The sequence below is a fragment of the Sulfitobacter sp. 1A10359 genome (genome assembly GCF_043558145.1).
GTDB lineage: Bacteria > Pseudomonadota > Alphaproteobacteria > Rhodobacterales > Rhodobacteraceae > Sulfitobacter > Sulfitobacter faviae.
In genome coordinates, this window is the sequence record NZ_JBIFGB010000003.1 from 553,427 (window position 1) to 571,341 (window position 17,915).

Annotated in this window: 19 protein-coding genes and 2 tRNA genes; 6 read left to right on the forward strand and 15 right to left on the reverse strand. The window is 63.2% G+C overall.

What is annotated here, in order from left to right; all coding sequences use genetic code 11:
- Positions 1-45: 45 nt before the first annotated feature.
- Together ACGYK2_RS11075 and ACGYK2_RS11080 are read right to left on the reverse strand one after the other, a co-directional pair.
- Positions 46-1,035, reverse strand: coding sequence for a TRAP transporter substrate-binding protein (locus tag ACGYK2_RS11075; protein ID WP_271688759.1), 990 nt, complete (start codon positions 1,033-1,035; stop codon positions 46-48).
- A 38-nt stretch (positions 1,036-1,073) separates the two neighbouring features.
- The gene (locus ACGYK2_RS11080; protein ID WP_271688760.1) at positions 1,074-2,315 is read right to left on the reverse strand and encodes an FAD-binding oxidoreductase; all 1,242 of its coding nucleotides are present in this window, start codon (positions 2,313-2,315) and stop codon (positions 1,074-1,076) included.
- 164 nt (positions 2,316-2,479) lie between these two features.
- Here ACGYK2_RS11080 and ACGYK2_RS11085 point away from each other — a divergent pair, with 164 nt between their 5' ends.
- Positions 2,480-3,175 carry an aspartate/glutamate racemase family protein gene (locus ACGYK2_RS11085; RefSeq protein WP_271688761.1) on the forward strand — a complete coding sequence of 232 codons (696 nt, stop codon included), beginning with the start codon at positions 2,480-2,482 and terminating at the stop codon, positions 3,173-3,175.
- On the opposite strand, the gene ACGYK2_RS11090 is transcribed toward ACGYK2_RS11085, so the two are convergent.
- Both ACGYK2_RS11090 and ACGYK2_RS11095 read right to left on the reverse strand, forming a co-directional pair.
- Positions 3,172-4,386 (reverse strand): winged helix-turn-helix domain-containing protein, encoded by a 1,215-nt coding sequence (locus tag ACGYK2_RS11090; RefSeq protein ID WP_271688762.1) that lies wholly within the window; start codon positions 4,384-4,386, stop codon positions 3,172-3,174. The two genes, ACGYK2_RS11085 and ACGYK2_RS11090, sit on opposite strands and share 4 nt — an antisense overlap.
- Positions 4,383-5,420, reverse strand: a complete 1,038-nt coding sequence (locus ACGYK2_RS11095) for a LacI family DNA-binding transcriptional regulator (RefSeq protein WP_120349930.1) — start codon at positions 5,418-5,420, stop codon at positions 4,383-4,385. The genes ACGYK2_RS11090 and ACGYK2_RS11095 overlap by 4 nt, the downstream gene beginning before the upstream one ends.
- Before the next feature lie 147 nt (positions 5,421-5,567).
- Here ACGYK2_RS11095 and ACGYK2_RS11100 point away from each other — a divergent pair.
- Positions 5,568-5,644 (forward strand) — tRNA-Arg (locus tag ACGYK2_RS11100).
- An 86-nt stretch (positions 5,645-5,730) separates the two neighbouring features.
- Entirely contained in the window at positions 5,731-6,003 is a 273-nt protein-coding gene (locus ACGYK2_RS11105) for a hypothetical protein (RefSeq protein WP_067268532.1), read from the forward strand.
- Between the two features lie 45 nt (positions 6,004-6,048).
- Here the strand turns inward: ACGYK2_RS11105 and ACGYK2_RS11110 are convergent, their stop codons facing one another.
- The 5 genes from ACGYK2_RS11110 to queC form a co-directional block, all read right to left on the reverse strand.
- The gene (locus ACGYK2_RS11110) at positions 6,049-6,714 is read right to left on the reverse strand and encodes a L,D-transpeptidase (RefSeq protein ID WP_067268495.1); all 666 of its coding nucleotides are present in this window, start codon (positions 6,712-6,714) and stop codon (positions 6,049-6,051) included.
- A gap of 211 nt (positions 6,715-6,925) precedes the next feature.
- On the reverse strand, positions 6,926-7,390 hold the full coding sequence (gene queF / locus ACGYK2_RS11115; protein ID WP_271688763.1) for a preQ(1) synthase: 465 nt from the start codon (positions 7,388-7,390) through the stop codon (positions 6,926-6,928).
- 15 nt (positions 7,391-7,405) lie between these two features.
- Positions 7,406-8,113 (reverse strand): 7-carboxy-7-deazaguanine synthase QueE, encoded by a 708-nt coding sequence (queE, locus tag ACGYK2_RS11120; RefSeq protein ID WP_271688764.1) that lies wholly within the window; start codon positions 8,111-8,113, stop codon positions 7,406-7,408.
- Positions 8,110-8,463 carry a 6-carboxytetrahydropterin synthase QueD gene (queD, locus tag ACGYK2_RS11125; RefSeq protein WP_271688765.1) on the reverse strand — a complete coding sequence of 118 codons (354 nt, stop codon included), beginning with the start codon at positions 8,461-8,463 and terminating at the stop codon, positions 8,110-8,112. Before queD ends, queE begins: the two co-directional genes overlap by 4 nt.
- Positions 8,463-9,164, reverse strand: coding sequence for a 7-cyano-7-deazaguanine synthase QueC (gene queC / locus ACGYK2_RS11130; protein WP_271688766.1), 702 nt, complete (start codon positions 9,162-9,164; stop codon positions 8,463-8,465). The genes queD and queC overlap by 1 nt, the downstream gene beginning before the upstream one ends.
- A 217-nt stretch (positions 9,165-9,381) precedes the next feature.
- Between queC and ACGYK2_RS11135 the strand changes: the two genes are divergently transcribed.
- Both ACGYK2_RS11135 and ACGYK2_RS11140 read left to right on the forward strand, forming a co-directional pair.
- Positions 9,382-10,779 carry a sensor histidine kinase gene (locus ACGYK2_RS11135; RefSeq protein ID WP_271688767.1) on the forward strand — a complete coding sequence of 466 codons (1,398 nt, stop codon included), beginning with the start codon at positions 9,382-9,384 and terminating at the stop codon, positions 10,777-10,779.
- Between the two features lie 128 nt (positions 10,780-10,907).
- The gene (locus tag ACGYK2_RS11140) at positions 10,908-11,666 is read left to right on the forward strand and encodes a glutaredoxin (RefSeq protein WP_271688768.1); all 759 of its coding nucleotides are present in this window, start codon (positions 10,908-10,910) and stop codon (positions 11,664-11,666) included.
- Between the two features lie 44 nt (positions 11,667-11,710).
- Here the strand turns inward: ACGYK2_RS11140 and ACGYK2_RS11145 are convergent.
- From ACGYK2_RS11145 to leuD, 5 genes are all read right to left on the reverse strand, one after another.
- Positions 11,711-11,787: transfer RNA gene (locus ACGYK2_RS11145), tRNA-Pro, on the reverse strand.
- A 190-nt stretch (positions 11,788-11,977) separates the two neighbouring features.
- Complete coding sequence (gene leuB, locus ACGYK2_RS11150) at positions 11,978-13,084, reverse strand: 3-isopropylmalate dehydrogenase (protein ID WP_271688769.1); 1,107 nt, start codon at positions 13,082-13,084, stop codon at positions 11,978-11,980.
- 69 nt (positions 13,085-13,153) lie between these two features.
- Complete coding sequence (locus tag ACGYK2_RS11155; RefSeq protein WP_331618950.1) at positions 13,154-14,260, reverse strand: endonuclease/exonuclease/phosphatase family protein; 1,107 nt, start codon at positions 14,258-14,260, stop codon at positions 13,154-13,156.
- Positions 14,143-14,973 carry a hypothetical protein gene (locus ACGYK2_RS11160; protein WP_271688770.1) on the reverse strand — a complete coding sequence of 277 codons (831 nt, stop codon included), beginning with the start codon at positions 14,971-14,973 and terminating at the stop codon, positions 14,143-14,145. Before ACGYK2_RS11160 ends, ACGYK2_RS11155 begins: the two co-directional genes overlap by 118 nt.
- Before the next feature lie 277 nt (positions 14,974-15,250).
- On the reverse strand, positions 15,251-15,856 hold the full coding sequence (gene leuD, locus ACGYK2_RS11165) for a 3-isopropylmalate dehydratase small subunit (RefSeq protein ID WP_271688771.1): 606 nt from the start codon (positions 15,854-15,856) through the stop codon (positions 15,251-15,253).
- 80 nt (positions 15,857-15,936) lie between these two features.
- Between leuD and ACGYK2_RS11170 the strand changes: the two genes are divergently transcribed.
- Positions 15,937-16,152: a DUF2945 domain-containing protein gene (locus ACGYK2_RS11170; RefSeq protein ID WP_120349937.1), complete on the forward strand. Its 216-nt coding sequence runs from the start codon at positions 15,937-15,939 to the stop codon at positions 16,150-16,152.
- A 38-nt stretch (positions 16,153-16,190) separates the two neighbouring features.
- On the opposite strand, the gene leuC is transcribed toward ACGYK2_RS11170, so the two are convergent.
- Positions 16,191-17,597 carry a 3-isopropylmalate dehydratase large subunit gene (leuC, locus tag ACGYK2_RS11175; RefSeq protein ID WP_394374294.1) on the reverse strand — a complete coding sequence of 469 codons (1,407 nt, stop codon included), beginning with the start codon at positions 17,595-17,597 and terminating at the stop codon, positions 16,191-16,193.
- Positions 17,598-17,915: the final 318 nt, after the last annotated feature.

Consider the following 17,915-nt stretch of genomic DNA (forward strand, 5'->3'; position numbering starts at 1 on the left):
CACGAGAACGGCGGCCCGGGTGACGGGCCGCCGCAGGTTTCGTGATTACTGCATCGCCTTGTAGTCGTCGACGATCGCCTGACCGTCTTCGCCCGCGGCTTCGAGCCACTCTTGCGTCATGGTCTCACCCACTTCGCGCAGGCCCGACATCAGCTCTTCGCTGGCCGGTTCCACGTTCATGCCGCCTTCGCGCAGCCCATCATAGGTGAACTGGGTGTAGTCCTTGGACGCTTGCAGGCCACGCTCTTCGGCCTCGGTCGCGCAGGTGGTGATCGCCTCTTTGTTCGCGTCCGAGACTTCGGCCCAGACATCGGCGTTGATCATCACATAGTTGCGCGGCAACCATGCGTCGACTTCGTAGAAATGCGTCAGGCTCTCCCAGACCTTCTGGTCATAGCCAGTGGCACCCGAAGAAATCATTGATTCCGCGACACCGGTGGCGAAGGCTTGGCTGACTTCGGCGGCCTCGATGGTGACGGGCGACATGCCGGTCAATTCAGCCAGACGCGCGGTGGTGTTGTTGTAGGAGCGGAACTTCACGCCCTTCATGTCTTCGACCGAGTCGACTTCTTTCTTGAAGTAGAGCCCTTGGGGCGGCCATGGCACGTTATAAAGCAAGACGAGGTTCTGCTCTTCCAGCACGGATTCAACCTTGGGCTTGGCGGCTTCCCAAAGCTGCGCGCTCGCCTCGAAAGAGGGCGCGAGGAAGGGGATGGAGTCAAAGCCGAAGACCGCGTTCTCGTTCTGGTGGCCGGAGAGCAGGCGCTCGCCCAGTTGGACCTGCCCGGTCTGGATCGCGCGCTTGATGTCCGCGCCAGCAAAGAGGGCGCCGCCCGGGTGCACGGTGATCTCGATCTCGCCGCCGGTCTTCTCGCCCACGCATTCGGCGAATTGCACGCCGTTCTCGGAGTGGAAGTTCGAGGCCGAATAGGCCATCGGCATGTCCCATTTCTCGGCCGCGAAGGCGGGCATGGCGGTGCCCAGCGTCAGCGCGGTCATTGCCGCGCCTGCCATCAGTCTTGCTGTCAGTGTCATGTGGTTTCTCCCTTGTTGTTGCAGTCCCACGCTTGGCGTCATCCGTCGAAGCGTTGGGGGTGATACGGGGTCAGATCCGTGTTTGGCGTCTGCCCCGTGATCAATCCGGCGATCAGTCGGCCCGTTTTCGGACCGCCCGTCAACCCGATGTGATGGTGCCCGAAGGCAGTGTAGACCCGGCTCGTCCCGATCTGCCCGATCAGGGGCAGCGAGTCGCTGGGGGCGGGTCGGTGCCCCAGCCATTCGATCTCTTCCTTGGCGGTGAGATGGGGAAAGGCGGCCTTGGCCTGACGGCGCAGCAGCGCCAGGGGGGCTTTGGACGCACCCGCTTCCAGCCCGCCGAACTCGACGATCCCGGCACAGCGCAGCCCTTCGGCCATGGGCGTGGCGACAAATTTGCCCGCCGCCATCATGGTGGGGCGCGATGGGCCGCCCTCGGCATCCTTGAAGACGATGTGGTAGCCGCGTTCGGATTCCAGCGGCACGTTGATCCCCAGTTTGCGCATGAGCGTTTTCGACCAGACACCAGTCGCCAGCAGCACGTCATCGCAGGGCAGGGAGCCTTGATCGGTGAGGACCGAAGTGACCTCCTCGTCGGTGATCGCCACGTCCTGCACCTCGGCCTGCCGGATGGTGCCGCCAATCCCCCCGAAAGCCTTGGCCAAAGCCCGAACATAGCCGCCGGGGTCGGCGATGAAGCCGTGGTCGGCCAGCCGTGCGATGCAGGTGATCTGCGGACCATAGGCCGGGTCGAATTCCCTGACCGCGCCGCCTTCGATGATGTCCGGCTCGAAACCCGCCTCGCGGCGCAGCGCCCAGGTGTAGGCCTCAGCCTCAAAGGCAGCGCGGTTGGTATAGGCAAAGCAATAGTCGCTGTCGCGAACCCAGTCCTCCAGCCCCAGATCGGCGCAGAGGGCTTTGTGCTGCGCCACGCTGTCGCTCACGATGGGCACCAACCCGGCAGAGATGCGGCGGGTATCGCGGTCATTGGCGTGGGCCATGTAGCGGCGCAGCCATGGCAGCAGGCGGGGCAGATAGGGCCAGCGCAGGAACAGCGGAAACTCAGGGTCGCGCAGCATCCCCGGTGATTTGCGCAGCAGGCCCGGCCCGGTCACCGGCGCGACGCCCGCCGCCGCCAGCACGCCACCATTGCCATGCGAGGTGCCGCGCCCCGGCTCAGCCCGGTCGACCAGTGTCACCTCCGCCCCGGCGCGGCGCAGCCAGATCGCAGCAGAGACGCCGACAATCCCGGCGCCGATAACGACGACATGCCGGTTCATGGGTGGTGGCTTTCGATTTCGCGTTGGGTCATGGCTTGTTTCCTTTGGGGCATCTTTTACACAAAAAATCATCACGTCAACAAAATGCTGATAAAATGTCATCGTTAGAGTTTCGCTTGTCTCGTCCTGCCCGCAAAGGCACCCTGCGCCCAAACGGAGGGCATATGACAAACGAGACGGGCGCGCGGCTGGGAATCCTCATGCTGGACACGCGGTTTCCCCGCATTCTGGGGGATGTCGGCCATGCGGGCAGTTGGGATTTCCCGGTGCGCTACGCCGTGGTGCCGGGGGCCACGCCTGAAGCGATCGTGTGCGACGATATCGAGCCCTTCGTGCAGGCTTTCATCGCCGCGGGGCGCGACTTGATCGCCGAAGGCTGCACCGGCATTGCCACCACCTGCGGGTTCTTGGCGCTGATCCGGCCTCGCCTCGCCGAAGCGCTGGGCGTGCCCGTTGCCGCCTCTGCGTTGGAGCAGGCGGGGCAGATCGCGGCCTGCCTGCCGCCGGGGCAAAGGGTGGGCATCTTGACGATCTCCGCCGCCACGCTTTCGCCCGCCCATCTGCACGCGGCGGGCGTGCCCGAGGGCAGCCCGGTGGTGGGGATGGAGGGCAGCGGCTTCGCCCGAACGATCCTCGGCAATCTGCCCGACCTCGACGTGGCGCAGGCGCGGGCCGAGATGGTGCAGGCAGCGCAGCGGCTGGTGGAGGCCCACGCGGATGTCGGGGCGATTCTTTTGGAATGCACCAACATGGTGCCATATGCTACGAATATCGCGGCAGCGACCGGGCGGCCCGTGCATTCGATCCACAGCTATCTCAACTGGTTTCACGCAGGGCTGCTGCCGCCCCGTTTCGACTAAAGCGGCGCGCGCAGCCAGCCGTCGGTGAAGCTGATCCGGCGCACCCCGGCCAGCGGCAGGAGGCGGTGCAGCTCTGCCTCGAAGGCCGCTTGCCGCCCCTTGCCCCAGCGAACCCCGCGTTCGGGCCAGAGCGCGGTGACGTGCAAGACGTCCAGATCGCGATGCGCCTTCATATCGACCCGTCCCACCAGCCTGTCGCTCTGTAGCAGCGGAAAGACATAGTAGCCGTATTCGCGCTGCGCCTCGGGCACGAAGACCTCGATCCGGTAGTCGAAACCGAAAAGCCGGGCGGCGCGTTTGCGGTCGCGCAGGGCGGGGTCGAAGGGGCTGAGCACCCGGAGCCGTTTGGGCGGTTCGCGGGTAAGGGCGGGGTCATCGGCCCAGCCGGGGCGGGCAAAGGCGGGGCGCAGGCTGCCGTCGGCCGCCTCAATGTCGATCTCCTCCAGCCGCCCCGCGCCTTGTTCTGCCGCGCACCAGCCGCGCGCCTCGGCGGGGGAGATATGGGCCCAGAAGGCGGCCAATTCCCCTGCCGTGGCAAAACCCAAGCGCGCCAGCGCCTGATCGCAGCACCAGTCGATCGTCTGCTCTATGTCGGGGGCATGCGCCGGGTCGCGCAGCGCGGCGGGGACCACCCGCTCGGTCAGGTCATAGCGCTTGCGAAACCCCTCGCGCCCGGTCACAGCCAGCGCGCCGCTGCGCCACAGATACTCCAGCGCGGTTTTCGACGGATGCCATTGCCACCAGCCCCCGCTGCTGCGCGGCTCGTCGCGGCCCACGTCGGATGAGGTGACGCTGCCCTCGGCCCGGACCTGCGCGAGCACGTTTTGCATCTGTGTTTCGAAGTCGTGCCGCTGCCAATCCTTCCAGCGGCCCAGCAGCTTGGCCGCATCGCGGGTTCGGCGCAGATGCCATTGCGGGTAAAATTCCATCGGGATGACGGCGGCGTCATGGGTCCAATGCTCAAACAGCGCCCGGTCTTTTTCATAAAGCCGCTTGAGCGCAGCGGGGCGATAGCGCGGACGGCGGGCGAACAGGATCAGATCATGCGCCCGCGCCACCGTGTTGATGCTGTCGAGCTGCACAAAACCCAGATCATGGATCAGCTTGAGCAGTGCCGCGCCCTTGGCCGGGCCCTGCGGCGGGTCCGACAGCAGGTGACGCGCCAGAAACAACCGCCGCGCGGCGGCATTGCCGAGCCTTGGGCGACTCACCCCTGACGGCGGCGGCGCAGGGTGTCGCCCAGCGACAGTGTTGGCGTCAGGGTGATCTGGGTCTGCATTTCCGGGTCCGGCTCGGGCTGGGTCTGGTTGAGGATGATCCGCGCCGCGGCCTGACCGATCTCGTTCCGGCAAGCGTCCATCGTCGCCAATTGACGCGGCAGACCTTGCAGCAGCTCGACGTTGTTGAACCCGGCAAGGCCGATCTGACCGGGAATGTCGATGCCTTGGTCGATCAGATGCAGCAGCCCGCCCGCGCCGATCATGTCATTGGAGTAATAGAGAAAATCAAGGTCGGGTGAGCGTTCGAGCATCTCTTGCGTCATCTCGCGCCCTTTGGCCAGCGCGGAGCCGCCGGAGTAAAAGGCCCGGTCTTCGATCTCGACCCCCGCCTTGGCGAGCCCTTCGGTAAAACCTTCAAACCGTTTCCGCGCGCGGTGGTCGAGGGGCATTTTCGTGCCCATGAAGCCAATCCGCTCATAGCCCTCGCGCAGGATCGCCTGCGCCATCTCGCGCCCGGCGCGGCGGTGCGAAATCCCCACCATCGCATCGACGGGTTTGCCATCGGTGTCCATGATCTCGACCACCGGAATGCCCGCATTGCGCAACATGGCGCGGGTGGCGTCGGAATGCTCCAACCCCGCGATGATCACCCCAGAGGGCCGCCATGAGAGCATCTCATAAAGCACCCGCTCTTCCTTCTCGGGCAGGTAGTCCGTCACCCCCACGACTGGCTGCAGCGGCGTGTCTTCGAGCACTTGGTTGATGCCGTTCAGAACTTCGGGGAACACCATATTGCCCAGCGAAGGGATCACGACCGCCACAAGGTTCACGCGCTGGCTGGCCAGCGATCCGGCGATCTGGTTGGGCACATAGCCAAGCGCCTTGGCGGCGGCGAGAACACGGTTGCGGGTGGCTTCCGACACGTCACCGCGCTTGCGCAGGACGCGGCTGACCGTCATCTCGGAAACGCCGCAAGCATCGGACACATCACGCAGGGTCAACGGGCGTTTGGGGGGTGTGGTCAATTTGGTTTTCCTGTTTTCCTCACCCATAGGTAGCGCGAAGCGGGAGGCGCGATCAAGCATTGCCGCAGCACTGCTGCGAGGCGCAGTCATTCGGTTGCCAATCTGCCGATGACATCGCCAGACGCTTGCGTTAAACCCAAGCCTGTCGGCCCCGTGGCTCAACTGGATAGAGCAGCCCCCTCCTAAGGGGCAGGTTGCAGGTTCGAATCCTGCCGGGGTCACCATTAGCATCCTCACCCCCTTGTGCCTTGAAATCCCCATCCGGTCTGTCAGATTGCCCCAGATATAATCAGGAATGGCAGAGGCTTTGATGAAAACAGGAACTTTTGTGATCGGGGCGGCCTTGCTGGCCGTTGCCGGATGTACGGTACCGGCGAGTGGGCCGCAGGGCGGCTCGGCCCGTGTGGGCAATCTGCCGGAGGCGGTGGTGAGCCTTGCCGCGCCGAACCAAGATTTGTCGACGGCGCGGTTGCTGCCGGAGGATGGCTGTTATTGGTATCAGCACAACGGCCCGGTCGAGACGACGCTGGTGCCGCTGCGGGCGGTGGGTGGCAATCCGATCTGCACCAAACGCCAAGCCTGACATAACAACGGGGGCCGCCAAGCGGCCCCCGTTATTCGTTCCAGCTTAGCTGCTGGCAACAACGCTTTCTTCCGCCGAATAGAGATAGGCCGTCGAGCCGGTCTGCACATTCGGGTAGAGCTGGTTGATATGCGCCATGATCATCCGCACACAGCCTGAGCTTGCCCGGCCCCCAATGCTTTGTGGCTGCGGGGTGCCGTGGATGCGCAGATAGGTGTCGCGGTTCCCTTCAAAGAGGTAAAGTGCGCGCGAGCCAAGGGGGTTTTCCGGGCCGGGCGGCACGCCGTCCTCAAGGCCCGCGTAGAGCTCGGGATCGCGCTTGATCATGTTTTGGGTGGGCGTCCAATGCGGCCATTGCACCTTGCGTTTGATCGTATAGGTGCCCGGCTCATAAAGATTGCCACGCGCGATCGCCACGCCGTAGCGCATGGCGGTTCCGCCCTCTTCGATATGATAGATATAGCGTGCCACCGCATCGACGTGGATGTCGCCGACGCGCAGGTTGTCATTCGCCACGACCCGCTGCGGCAAGAAGCGCGGGTGGACGCCCCAAGGGTTGCTCGTCGCCGGGTCAAAGCCTGCTGGGGTGACCTGCGCATCCCAAGCGGCCTTCTCTGCCGCGCTTGGGCGCGTGCGGGCCATCAGGGGGGTGGCAATCGCGCCGGAAAATAGCGCCGTGGTGGTCTGGATGAAATGACGTCTTGTCAGCATGTGGTCGCTCCGTGGTTGACCTCTCTGCGCGGGGCAGGGTCGTATGCGTGTATGAGAGACTAACGGCCTTTCTCCGCTGGAGGTTCAAGGAAGAAGGCGGTTGCTGAAGATATTGTGATCTAAAACACACGGTTTTCACCGAAAAAACGGGGCGCGGGCGGGTGGGCGCGCGCCCCGAATGCTGCGGGGGTCGGAGGTAGGGAGGGCTTGGTCAGCCGCGCCCGCGGTAGGGCGGCACCCCTTGATCGGGGATCCAGACGCCCTCGGGCAGGGGGCTGGTTTGCCAGAATACATCGATGGGAATGCCGCCGCGCGGATACCAATAGCCGCCGATCCGCAGCCACTGCGGGGCAAGGAACTCGGCCAACCGCCGGGCGATGGATATGGTGCAATCCTCATGAAAGGCGCCGTGATTGCGGAAGGAGGTCAGAAACAGCTTGAGCGATTTCGATTCCACCAGCCACGGGCCGGGCACATAGTCGATCACCAGATGGGCAAAGTCGGGCTGGCCGGTCATCGGGCAGAGCGAGGTGAACTCCGGCGCGGTGAAGCGCACGTTATAGGCCACATCGGCCTGCGGGTTCGGCACACGCTCAAGCTCGGCTTCTTCGGGGTTGGCGGGGATGCGGGTTTCCCCGCCGAGCTGTTTAAGATTGCTATAGATGTCGTCGGACATGGGGGTCTCCATCGGTCAGACGCCGCGCTTGTTGCCCCAGATCAGGACATGAAGCTGCGGCAGGATACGGGGGGCGAACCAGTGATCGGTCATGGCAAGCTCGGTCAGCCAGCCCAAACGGTCGGCCAGCGCCTGCGGGTCCACCGGCGTGGCGGGGTCGACCTCGGGGTTGCCGGGTTGAAGGTAGAGCGGGATATCGAGGTGATGGGCATGCACTTCGCGCGCCCAATGGTAGTCGATCTCGTCGAAGATCACGATCTTCATCACCTGCTGCCGCGCCTGCGCGCCGAGGGTCCGGCAGGCGCCGAATGCGTCCCAATCGACGCGCTCACCGCTTGATGGCGGTTTGGGGGAGAGCACGAGCGTATCGAGCTCGGCAAACCATGGCCGCGCGATAGAGCCTTGGGTCTCGCAGGCGAAACGATAGCCCGCGGCTTTGCCCATGCGGATCAGGGGGCCGAAATCTTGTATCGCCGGATTGCCGCCCGAGAGGGAGACGGTCAGCGGTTGGTCCTTGGAAAGCTTGCGGATCTGGCGCCAGATGTCCTCGGTCGACATGGGGGTCCAGCTATGGCGGTACTGGCTGTCGACGGCATGCAGGCTGTCGCACCAGCTGCACCGATAGTCACAGCCGCCCGCGCGGACGAATACCGTCGGCTCTCCGATCAGCGCGCCTTCGCCCTGAATGGTGGGGCCGAAAATCTCGGCAATGCGCAGGGTCATGGCCGGTATTCCGCCCATGTTTTCGGGGTCTCGCTGACCAGCACGGCAGAGGTCTCGGGCCAGCGGGCGGCGCACCAGTCGTGGAAATGTTTCGCCATGTTCTCGGCTGTGGAGGGGCCGTCCAGCACATCGTTCAGATGCCGGTGGTCAAAGTGATCGTCGATATAGGCCTTGAGCGGTTTCAAGTCGTGGTAATCGCGCACGAAACCATCGGCATTGAGCGTCTTGGCGGCCAGTTCGACCACGACGATGTAGTTGTGCCCATGCAGCCGCGCGCATTGATGATCGTCGGGCAGGTGGCTCAACTGGTGGCTGGCGGAAAAGTGGAATTCCTTGCGAATACGGAACATCAGCCTTTCCCCCGTGCGGCAAGGGCCTCGGTCCAATAGTCGGGATCGGCATAGACCGTCGGGTCGCTGACCTCGGCCAGATGAAAGGCTTCGCGCCGTTCGACACAGGTGCCGCAGCGCCCGCAATGGACCGCGTCGCCCTTGTAGCAGGACCACGTCTCAGCGAAGGGCGTGCCGTGCTGCGCGCCTTGGCGGACGATCTCGGCCTTGCTGTGCTCGACGAAGGGCGTGTGCAGCCGCACGTCGGCATAGCCGTCGAGCGCGGCCTGCTGCATCGCATCGAAGGCGCGGGTGAAACCGGGGCGGCAGTCGGGATAGATGAAGTGATCGCCGCCATGCACGGCAGTGGCTACCGCCTCATCCCCCTGCGCGGCGGCAATGCCAAAGCCGATCGACAGCATGATCGCATTGCGGTTCGGCACGACGGTGATCTTCATCGTGTCTTCGGCGTAATGCCCATCGGGCACGTCGATATCGTCGGTCAGGGCGGAGCCCGATAGCGCCGCACCGATCCCGCGCATGTCGATCAGGTGAAACGGCACGCCCAATCGTTCGGCCGCCGCCCGGGCGAAATCGACCTCTTTGCGGTGACGCTGGCCATAGTCGAAGGAGACGAGCCGGGTGAGGTGGTGCACCTCGGCGGTGATATGCGCAAGCGACACGGAATCGAGTCCGCCTGAGCAGATGACAAGTGTTTTCATTTTGGGGCCCTTGTTTTGATGTCCGGGTAGGCTGCGACCGGATGGCGGGGCTTATTTCAGAAATTGCGCGGATTGCAAGCCTCAGGCCCGGGCGGGCGGGCAGCCGCCGCAGAGGCAGGAGGGTTTCCGCCAAAAGCCGATAAAATAAGGACTTTGGCCTTAACGATTAAACCTAAGTTAACTTTAGACAATGCCGAATTCGCGCTATGGTGGGGCTATGTTGAAAAGCACCCAAAGCGTCACGCTCGACGCCAGCCATTATGAATTGATCGAGGCGATGACCGATGAGGTGGTCATTCTTGACGCCACCGGCAAGATTGTCGCGGTCAATATGGCGTGGAAACTGTTTTGCGAAGAGAATGGCGGCGACGCCGGAACGCATTACGTCGGGGCCAATTACTTTGACATCTGCGAAGCGGCGGCCATGGGTGCCGTGGTGCAGGCGGAAACGGTTCTGGAGGGGCTGCGCCAAGCGCTGAAAACCGGGACTTCCTTTGAGGGGGAATACCCCTGCGATGGGCCGGGGGTGCGGCGCTGGTTTCAACTCAACGCCAACCGCCTGACGATCCAAGGCGCGCCCTGCCTGCTGTTGCAGCATCGCAATGTCACGACACGCCGTATGGCCCATGACGATATCGAACGGGCCCATGTGCAGGCGGAAACCTTTGCCGCCCTCGTGGCCACCACGGCCGAAGCGATCCTGACCTATGACATGGAAGGCCGCATCATCAGTTGGAATCCGGCAGCTGAGCGGCTCTATGGCTATACGGAAGAGGAGGCTTTGGGCCAGTCGGTCGAGCTTTTGTATCCGCCGGATTGGCCGACGCGGGTGCTTGAGTATCGCGATCAGATCATGGCCGGCAAGCTGCGCCAATTCAATGCGGTGCGCGTGGCCAAGGACGGAACCGAGCGCCATGTCACCATCGCCTGCACGCCCATTCGGACGCTTTCGGGGGATATCGTCTCGATCTCGAACATCCACCATGATGTGACTGCCACGCGCAAGGCCGAAGAGGTGCGCGATCTCGTCTCGCGTGAGGTCATCCACCGGGCCAAGAACATGCTTTCTCTGGTCACAGCGATGCAGCGGCAGACGGCGAGTTCGGCGGCCTCTCTCGCGGAGTTCAACAAATCCTTCGGAGCCCGTATTCAGGCGCTGGCCCGGTCCACCGATTTGCTGGTCGATGGCGGCTGGTCTTCGGTAGATCTGGCCGAACTGGTGCGCGCACAGTTGGACCCGTTTTTGCATTTGCAGGCCAAGGCGGTGGATGTGGATGGCCCCTCTGTCGCTTTGGGACCGCAGGCGTTGCAACTGATCGGCATGGCGCTGCATGAGCTGGCGACGAATTCCACGAAATACGGGGTGATGAGCAACGGCTGCGGCGATATCCAATGCCACTGGTCCCATACCGAGAAGGGGGGGCTGCGTTTCCAGTGGATCGAGACCGGCATCACCATTGACCCCTCTGCCAAGAAAGCCACCGGTTTCGGGAGCAAGGTTCTGTCCGTATTGGCACCTGCGATGGTTAATGGCGCGGCGGAAACGGTGACCAGCGAAAACGCCCTGACTTGGACAGTCACGATCCCTGCCGCGCATCTGGGAAAACTGGCCTGAGCGGCATCGCGCCAGTGGTGCTGCGCCGGGTTGCCGGTTGACCTAAATCACCCCTTTGCGGAACTCTCCTGCGTTGGAAACTTGTTTCTCCTTTGAGACGTCGTTCGAAAAGCTAAAAGGAGGCTAGGATGGCCGAAGGAAAGGGCAAGACCGCGAAACTCTACCGGATGGTGATGGAGCAACACCTCTGTCCCTTCGGGCTGAAATCGAAAGACCTGCTGGAGCGGCAGGGCTACCACGTCGAAGATCACCACCTCACGACCCGCGAAGAGACCGATGCCTTTATGGCGAAAGAGGGTGTGGAGACCACGCCGCAGACTTTCATCGATGGGGAGCGGATCGGCGGTTACGACGATCTGCGCGTGCATTTAGGTTTGGACAAGCCCAAGGAAAAGCAATCGGACACCAGCTATCAGCCCGTTGTCGCTATTTTCGGCGTGGCCTTCCTGATGGCACTGGGACTCTCTTGGTATGCATTCGGCAACATCTTCACACTTCGGGCTTTCGAGTGGTTCATCTCGATCTCCATGTGTTTCCTTGCCGTTCAGAAGTTGCAGGATATCGAAAGCTTTTCGACGATGTTTCTGAACTACGACCTGCTGGCGCAGCGGTGGGTGCCCTATGGCAAGGTCTATCCGTTCGGGGAAGCGTTGGCGGGTGTTTTGATGACCGCCGGGGCGCTGACCTGGCTCTCGGCCCCCGTGGCGATCGTGATCGGCGCAATTGGCGCGGTTTCGGTCATCAAGGCGGTCTATGTCGACAAACGTGAGCTAAAATGCGCCTGCGTCGGCGGGTCGAGCAATGTCCCACTTGGGTTCGTCTCGCTCACCGAGAACGTCATGATGCTGGGCATGGGGGTCTGGATGCTGCTCAGGGTCTACGGCTGAGCGGAGCGATCCGAGTTTTGGGCATAGGGATCTGTGGGGGGATCTGGTCGGGCTGAGAGGATTCGAACCTCCGACCCCCTGCTCCCGAAGCAGGTGCGCTACCAGGCTGCGCTACAGCCCGACCGATGTGCAGCGCAATACCGCAGCTTGGCGGCTTTGGCAATTGGTCAGTTGCAGGGATTTTGCGGGGCGTTTTGGGAACGCGGGTGTAATTGGGGGCGCTGCCCCCGCAGCCTTTGGCTGCTCCCCCGAGGGTATTTGAGAAAGGATGAAGGGGAAGGGGCGGGGCGTGAAACCCCGCCTCGGTTTTTTTAGAGGCTGGCGTCGAGGGCTTTGAGGATGGCGTCGCCCATTTCCTCGGTCGTGATGGGGGTGCCGCCTTCGGGGCCCATCAGGTCGGGGGTGCGGGCGCCATCGGCCAGCGCGCGTTCGACGGCTTTTTCCAGACGTGCGGCTTCTTCGCCTTGGTCGAAAGAGTATCGCAGCGCCATGGCGAAGCTGAGGATACAGGCGATCGGGTTGGCTTTGCCTTGGCCTGCGATGTCGGGGGCGGAGCCATGCACGGGCTCGTAGAGGGCCTTGGGGCGGCCATCGGCATTGGGTGCGCCGAGGCTGGCCGAGGGCAGCATGCCGAGGCTGCCGGTGAGCATGGCGGCGCAGTCGCTGAGGATGTCGCCGAAGAGGTTGTCGGTGACGATCACGTCGAACTGCTTGGGTGCGCGCACGAGCTGCATGGCGCCGTTGTCGGCATACATATGGCTGAGTTCGACATCCGGGTATTCGGTGTCGCGCACCCGTTGGGTGACTTCGCGCCACAGGATGCCGCTTTCCATGACGTTGGCTTTTTCCATGGAGCAGACTTTGTTGCCGCGGCGGCGGGCGAGTTCAAAAGCGGAGCGGGCGACACGCTCGATCTCGCTTTCGGTGTAGCGCTGCGTGTTGATGCCGACGCGTTCGTTGCCTTCCTCGAAGATGCCGCGCGGTTCGCCGAAATAGACGCCGGAGGTGAGTTCGCGCACGATCATGATGTCGAGGCCCGCGACCACGTCTTTTTTCAGCGAGGAGAAATCGGCCAGCGCGTCAAAGCATTGTGCCGGGCGCAGGTTGGAGAAGAGGTCCATTTCCTTGCGCAGGCGGAGCAGGCCGCGTTCTGGTTTCACGGAGAAGTCGAGGTCGTCGTATTTTGGGCCGCCAACGGCGCCCAGCAGCACGGCGTCGACTTCGAGGGCGCGGGCCATCGTGTCATCATGCAGCGGGGTGCCGTGTTTGTCATAGGCTGCACCGCCGACCAGATCATGCTCTACATCGAAGGCCAGATCGCGCTTTTCGCCGAACCAGTCGATGATGCGCGTGACCTGCGCCATGACCTCGGGGCCGATGCCGTCGCCGGGGAGGATGAGCAAGGATGGGTTGGCCATGGGAAACTCCTGAAAATACGGTTGGAGATTGGGTAGCCTGCGGGTTCCGGAGGGTCAAGATAGGGGGCGTTAGCGGGTGAGGTCGACCCAGACGAGGGCATGGCGGCTCGCGCTCTCACCCTCTGGCCAGATGAGGCCAGCGTCACTGACTTCCCAGTGGCGGGAGGGTAGGATGTAGTCGACCCGCATCGGGCCGGTTTGGGGCCAGTTGACCGTGGGGCGGTGCGGCAGGGGGGCTTGCAGCGCGGGATGGGAGAGGAGGGCGGCAATGGCTTCGCCGCGCCCGTCGCCGCGCTGCGGGTCGAGATTGGCGTCGCCCAGCAGGACGAAGGGGAGTGTCGGGGGCGTTCCGATCTTTCCGGCGAGGTGGTGGAGCCAGAAGATGGTTTCGTCATGGTTGCGGCGGCCATTGCGGTCTTCGGGGCCGTCGAAGACCGGCGGGGTGGCGTGGTATGTCAGTAGCGTGACGGGGCCCTCCGGGGTTTGGATCGGCAGGGACCAGTGGCCGTTGGAGGAGAGGCGCTGTGTGGCGTGGGCTTCGGCGCCCGCGAAGGGGGTGCCGTCGATCATCGGGTATAGTGTATCGGGGAGGTCGCGCCAGAGGAGGGTGCTGAAATCTTGGAACCCGCCCTCTTGGATCGGGTGGCGTGAGAGGATCGCCATGGCGCCTTGGCCGAAGAAACGGCCATAGCCTTGGGCGTCACGGGGGGTGCCGAGCTTGCCGTCACCGTCGAGGTCGACCCCGCTTTGGCGGCCTGCATTGGGCGGCGCGGCGAAGCGGTGGGGGTAGGGCGCGCCCGCGGCGGTGAGCTCATCAGCGAGGGCATTGAGGGCGGCCTGTTCGAGATCGTAGTCGATGCCTTGTAGCGCGATGATATCGGGATCGGCGCTGGCGATGGTTTCGATCACGGAGGTGACGGCGGGGTCGTCCCCGCGCAGGATGTCGCGCAGGAGCAGGCCTGGCCCTTTGCGCGACAATTCTGTGTTGAAGGTGGCGATGCGCAGCGGTTCGGCCTGCGCGGTGCCGGTCAGCAGGAGCAGCGCCAGCAGGAGGCGGATCAGGCGGCCTGCATATGCGCTTCGGCGTAGGCGCGGCGGCGTTTGTCGTGGATCATCTCGGCCACCCGCCCCATGGCGATGCCGCGCATGATCATACTGGCCGGAAGGAATGCCCATGCGCTTATTGTCCAGATCATGGTTTGATGATTGCTCAGTGAGATCGGATCTAGCAGATCGGCGGTGGCCTTGACCACTGCGGGGATGAAGAAGGGCAGAAGGAAGCCAAGCGCGATGTTGATCCGCGCGTCCCGTTGCAGCCGGTAGAGCACATCGCCCCCAGCGGTGGGGTCGAAAAGTGGCAGGTTCACCCAGACGTTGAAAGCGCCTTGGCGCGCGGGCCAGCCCATAACGCGCACCAGCACCACGAAGGTCGCCAATGCGATGAGCGAGACCAGATAGGCCAGACCCGCCGCTGTGCGGATCAGGTTGACCGCCTCGAGAGGGGCGTCGGCGGGCATCATCAGTACCACAAGACGCACCGGGGAATAGGGGAAATCAAGCGCATTGCCCAGTATCGTGCCAAGCGCGGTGAGCGCGCCGGTCAGCAGGGTGGGGGCCGTTTGGCCCCGCGCGATAAGCGACAACACGAGGATCGTGAAGAGCAGACTGATGAAGCGCAGCCGATTGAAAGGCGGCGCGTCGCGAAACTCGACGATGCCGGGCTGGCGGGCGTTGTATTCCATGAAGGTCAGGATCGCCGCGATACAGGCGAGCAGCACGGTGATCTGGCTGGATTCCGCATCAGCCCCCGGCAAGAGAAGCGCCGGGATGGCAATCAATAGCGCCACCAATAGGCCACGCGTCGCCGCGCCTGTCATTCGTCCGATCACTGCTCTGCCCTTTCAAACTGGCCAGCCGCGATACGATGCCGCGTGCTTGTTCCAACTTGATGCCCCCGGCTGATGGGGTGTGCCTCATTCTGGTCCAATTTTTGCCTTCTTTCCGCACATGCCTCAAGGCTCCGCGGAGAGAAGAGCAGGATACTGGGGTATTTTGAGGGAGGGGGTGGTGCCTTCTTGCATCAATTCCGTGGCGGTTTGATGGCAGGCGGCAACATCTTGTGGGCGCGCGGTTTGCGCCCACAAGTTTGATCATGCAGGCCGGGCGTTAGACCCAAGGGCGGCTTTGGCCCAGCGAATCCTCATAGCTGTCAATCGCGGCACCTTTTTCGAGCGTGAGGCCGATGTCGTCCAGCCCGTTGAGAAGGCAGTGCTTTTTGAAGGCGTCCACTTCGAAGGGGAATGTCTCACCATCTGAAGTGGTCACGGTCTGGCCTTCCAGATCGATGGTCATTCGCGCGTTCGATCCCTTTTCGGCGTCTTTCATCAGCACGTCGACCTGCTCTTGCGGCAGGGCGATTGGCAGGATGCCGTTCTTGAAGCAGTTGTTGTAAAAGATGTCGGCAAAGCTGGGTGCGATGACGCAGCGGATGCCGAAATCGAGGATCGCCCAAGGCGCATGTTCGCGCGAGGAGCCGCAGCCAAAGTTGTCGCCTGCCACGAGGATCTGCGCGTCGCGATATTGCGGTTGGTTCAGCACGAAATCGGGGATTTCGTTGCCTTCGCGGTCATAGCGCATTTCGTCGAACAGGTTCACGCCAAGGCCGGAGCGTTTGATCGTCTTGAGAAAGACCTTGGGGATGATCATGTCGGTGTCGATGTTCACCAGCGGCATGGGAGCCGCGGTGCCGGTGATTTCTGTAAACTTATCCATCGGGGTATCCTTCGGAGAGTGCGGGAACCGCGCCGGCTGACGGCGCGTTCTAGGCAAATGGTATATCAGGAGGGCATGGCATGTCGTACCAAACCGGCACGAAGGTGGAATGGGACTGGGGCAATGGCACCGGGACCGGCAAGATCGTCAAGAAATACACGCAGAAGATCACGCTGAAGCTGCAGGGCAGCGAGGTGACCCGCAAGGCGAGCGATGACGAACCGGCCTATAAGATCGAACAGGACGACGGCAGCGAAGTCCTGAAGTCCGGCAGCGAGCTGCGCAAGGCTAACTGAGCCCCGCGCAACGCGCCCGGTATCCGTGCCCCGGTCGCTCACGCCAGTTCGCGCAGGTCGGTCAGGTGACCGGTGAGTGCGGCGGCGGCGGCCATGCCGGGTGACACGAGATGCGTGCGGCCCTTATAGCCCTGACGCCCCTCGAAGTTGCGGTTCGACGTGGCCGCGCAGCGTTCGCCGGGGGCAAGCTGGTCGGGGTTCATCGCCAGACACATGGAGCAGCCCGCCAGACGCCATTCGAAACCGGCCTCGCGGAAGATATCCGCCAGCCCTTCCTCCTCGGCCTGTGCCCGGACGAGGCCGGAGCCCGGCACCACCATGGCGCGCAGTCCGTCCTTGATCTTCTTGCCCTTCAGCACTTCGGCAGCGGCGCGCAGGTCTTCGATGCGGCCGTTGGTGCAGGAGCCGATGAAGACGGTGTCGATCTTGATATCGGTGAGCTTTTGGCCCGGTTTCAGGTCCATATACTCCAGCGCACGTTTCACCGCGTCGACCTTGCCGCCCTTGAAGTCTTCGGGCGAGGGGACCGTCGCGTCGATCGGCAGCACGTCTTCGGGCGAGGTGCCCCATGTGACGACCGGTGCGATGTCTTCGCCCTTGAGCGTCACGACCTTGTCCCAATGGGCGTCCTCGTCAGAGAAGAGGGTTTTCCACCAGTCCATCACCGCTTCCCACTGCGCACCTTTCGGAGCGTGGGGGCGGCCTTTGCAATACTCAAAGGTCTTCTCGTCCGGCGCGATGAGGCCGGCGCGGGCGCCGCCTTCGATCGCCATGTTGCAGACGGTCATGCGGCCTTCCATCGACAGGTCGCGGATCGCCTCGCCGCAATATTCGATGACATAGCCGGTGCCGCCCGCGGTGCCGGTGGCACCGATGACGGAAAGGGTGATGTCCTTGGCCGTGACGCCGGGGCGCAGCTTGCCGGTGATCTCGACCTTCATGTTCTTGCCCTTGCGCTGGATCAGCGTTTGGGTGGCAAGGACATGTTCGACCTCGGACGTGCCGATGCCGTGGGCCAGCGCGCCGAAAGCGCCGTGGGTGGCGGTGTGGCTGTCGCCGCAGACCACGGTCATGCCGGGCAGGGTCCAGCCCTGCTCGGGGCCAACGATATGCACGATGCCTTGGCGCACGTCCGAGACGGGGTAGTAGTGCACGCCGAATTCCCGCGCGTTCTTGTCGAGGGCGGAGACCTGAATGCGGCTGTCTTCGGTCATCGCCTCGGGGTCTTCGCGGCCCTCGGTGGTGGGCACGTTGTGATCCGGCACGGCGATGGTCTTGTCCGGTGCGCGCACCGTGCGGCCCGACATGCGCAGCCCTTCAAAGGCCTGTGGGCTGGTCACTTCGTGGACGAGGTGACGGTCGATATAAAGCAAGCAAGTGCCGTCATCGGCTTCGTGGACGACATGAGCGTCCCAGATTTTATCGTAAAGCGTCTTGGGGGACATGATGGTCCTCTCCCGTGGTTTGGAATGGCTATGGGTGTGGCTGAGAGGGGCGGCTTATAGTCGGGCTAGAACGCTATGCGTCGCGCCGAAAAAGCGTTCGCGCAGACGCGCACGGTCGCAAAGATCAAACACCAGTATCATGGGGCAAGGGATATAGCGCCTTGGCGAGTCTCGCAAGGTGGCATCGCCGTGTGACAAACTTGCCCTATACTAGTGCCTGTGCAACCGTGATCTTCCCTAGCTGTTGATTGTCACTGAGAACTGACCCGGTAGCCCCATAAATTGTCACTGAGAATTGACCCATGTGAACACACTTCC

Excerpts from the sequence above, each read along its gene's own strand:
- ACGYK2_RS11075 (WP_271688759.1), bottom strand. The coding sequence starts at position 1,035 with ATGACACTGACAGCAAGACTGATGGCAGGCGCGGCAATGACCGCGCTG.
- ACGYK2_RS11080 (WP_271688760.1), bottom strand. The coding sequence starts at position 2,315 with ATGAACCGGCATGTCGTCGTTATCGGCGCCGGGATTGTCGGCGTCTCT.
- ACGYK2_RS11085 (WP_271688761.1), top strand. The coding sequence starts at position 2,480 with ATGACAAACGAGACGGGCGCGCGGCTGGGAATCCTCATGCTGGACACG.
- ACGYK2_RS11105 (WP_067268532.1), top strand. The coding sequence starts at position 5,731 with ATGAAAACAGGAACTTTTGTGATCGGGGCGGCCTTGCTGGCCGTTGCC.
- ACGYK2_RS11110 (WP_067268495.1), bottom strand. The coding sequence starts at position 6,714 with ATGCTGACAAGACGTCATTTCATCCAGACCACCACGGCGCTATTTTCC.
- queF (WP_271688763.1), bottom strand. The coding sequence starts at position 7,390 with ATGTCCGACGACATCTATAGCAATCTTAAACAGCTCGGCGGGGAAACC.
- queE (WP_271688764.1), bottom strand. The coding sequence starts at position 8,113 with ATGACCCTGCGCATTGCCGAGATTTTCGGCCCCACCATTCAGGGCGAA.
- queD (WP_271688765.1), bottom strand. The coding sequence starts at position 8,463 with ATGTTCCGTATTCGCAAGGAATTCCACTTTTCCGCCAGCCACCAGTTG.
- queC (WP_271688766.1), bottom strand. The coding sequence starts at position 9,164 with ATGAAAACACTTGTCATCTGCTCAGGCGGACTCGATTCCGTGTCGCTT.
- ACGYK2_RS11135 (WP_271688767.1), top strand. The coding sequence starts at position 9,382 with ATGTTGAAAAGCACCCAAAGCGTCACGCTCGACGCCAGCCATTATGAA.
- ACGYK2_RS11140 (WP_271688768.1), top strand. The coding sequence starts at position 10,908 with ATGGCCGAAGGAAAGGGCAAGACCGCGAAACTCTACCGGATGGTGATG.
- leuB (WP_271688769.1), bottom strand. The coding sequence starts at position 13,084 with ATGGCCAACCCATCCTTGCTCATCCTCCCCGGCGACGGCATCGGCCCC.
- ACGYK2_RS11155 (WP_331618950.1), bottom strand. The coding sequence starts at position 14,260 with ATGGGCATTCCTTCCGGCCAGTATGATCATGCGCGGCATCGCCATGGG.
- leuD (WP_271688771.1), bottom strand. The coding sequence starts at position 15,856 with ATGGATAAGTTTACAGAAATCACCGGCACCGCGGCTCCCATGCCGCTG.
- ACGYK2_RS11170 (WP_120349937.1), top strand. The coding sequence starts at position 15,937 with ATGTCGTACCAAACCGGCACGAAGGTGGAATGGGACTGGGGCAATGGC.
- leuC (WP_394374294.1), bottom strand. The coding sequence starts at position 17,597 with ATGTCCCCCAAGACGCTTTACGATAAAATCTGGGACGCTCATGTCGTC.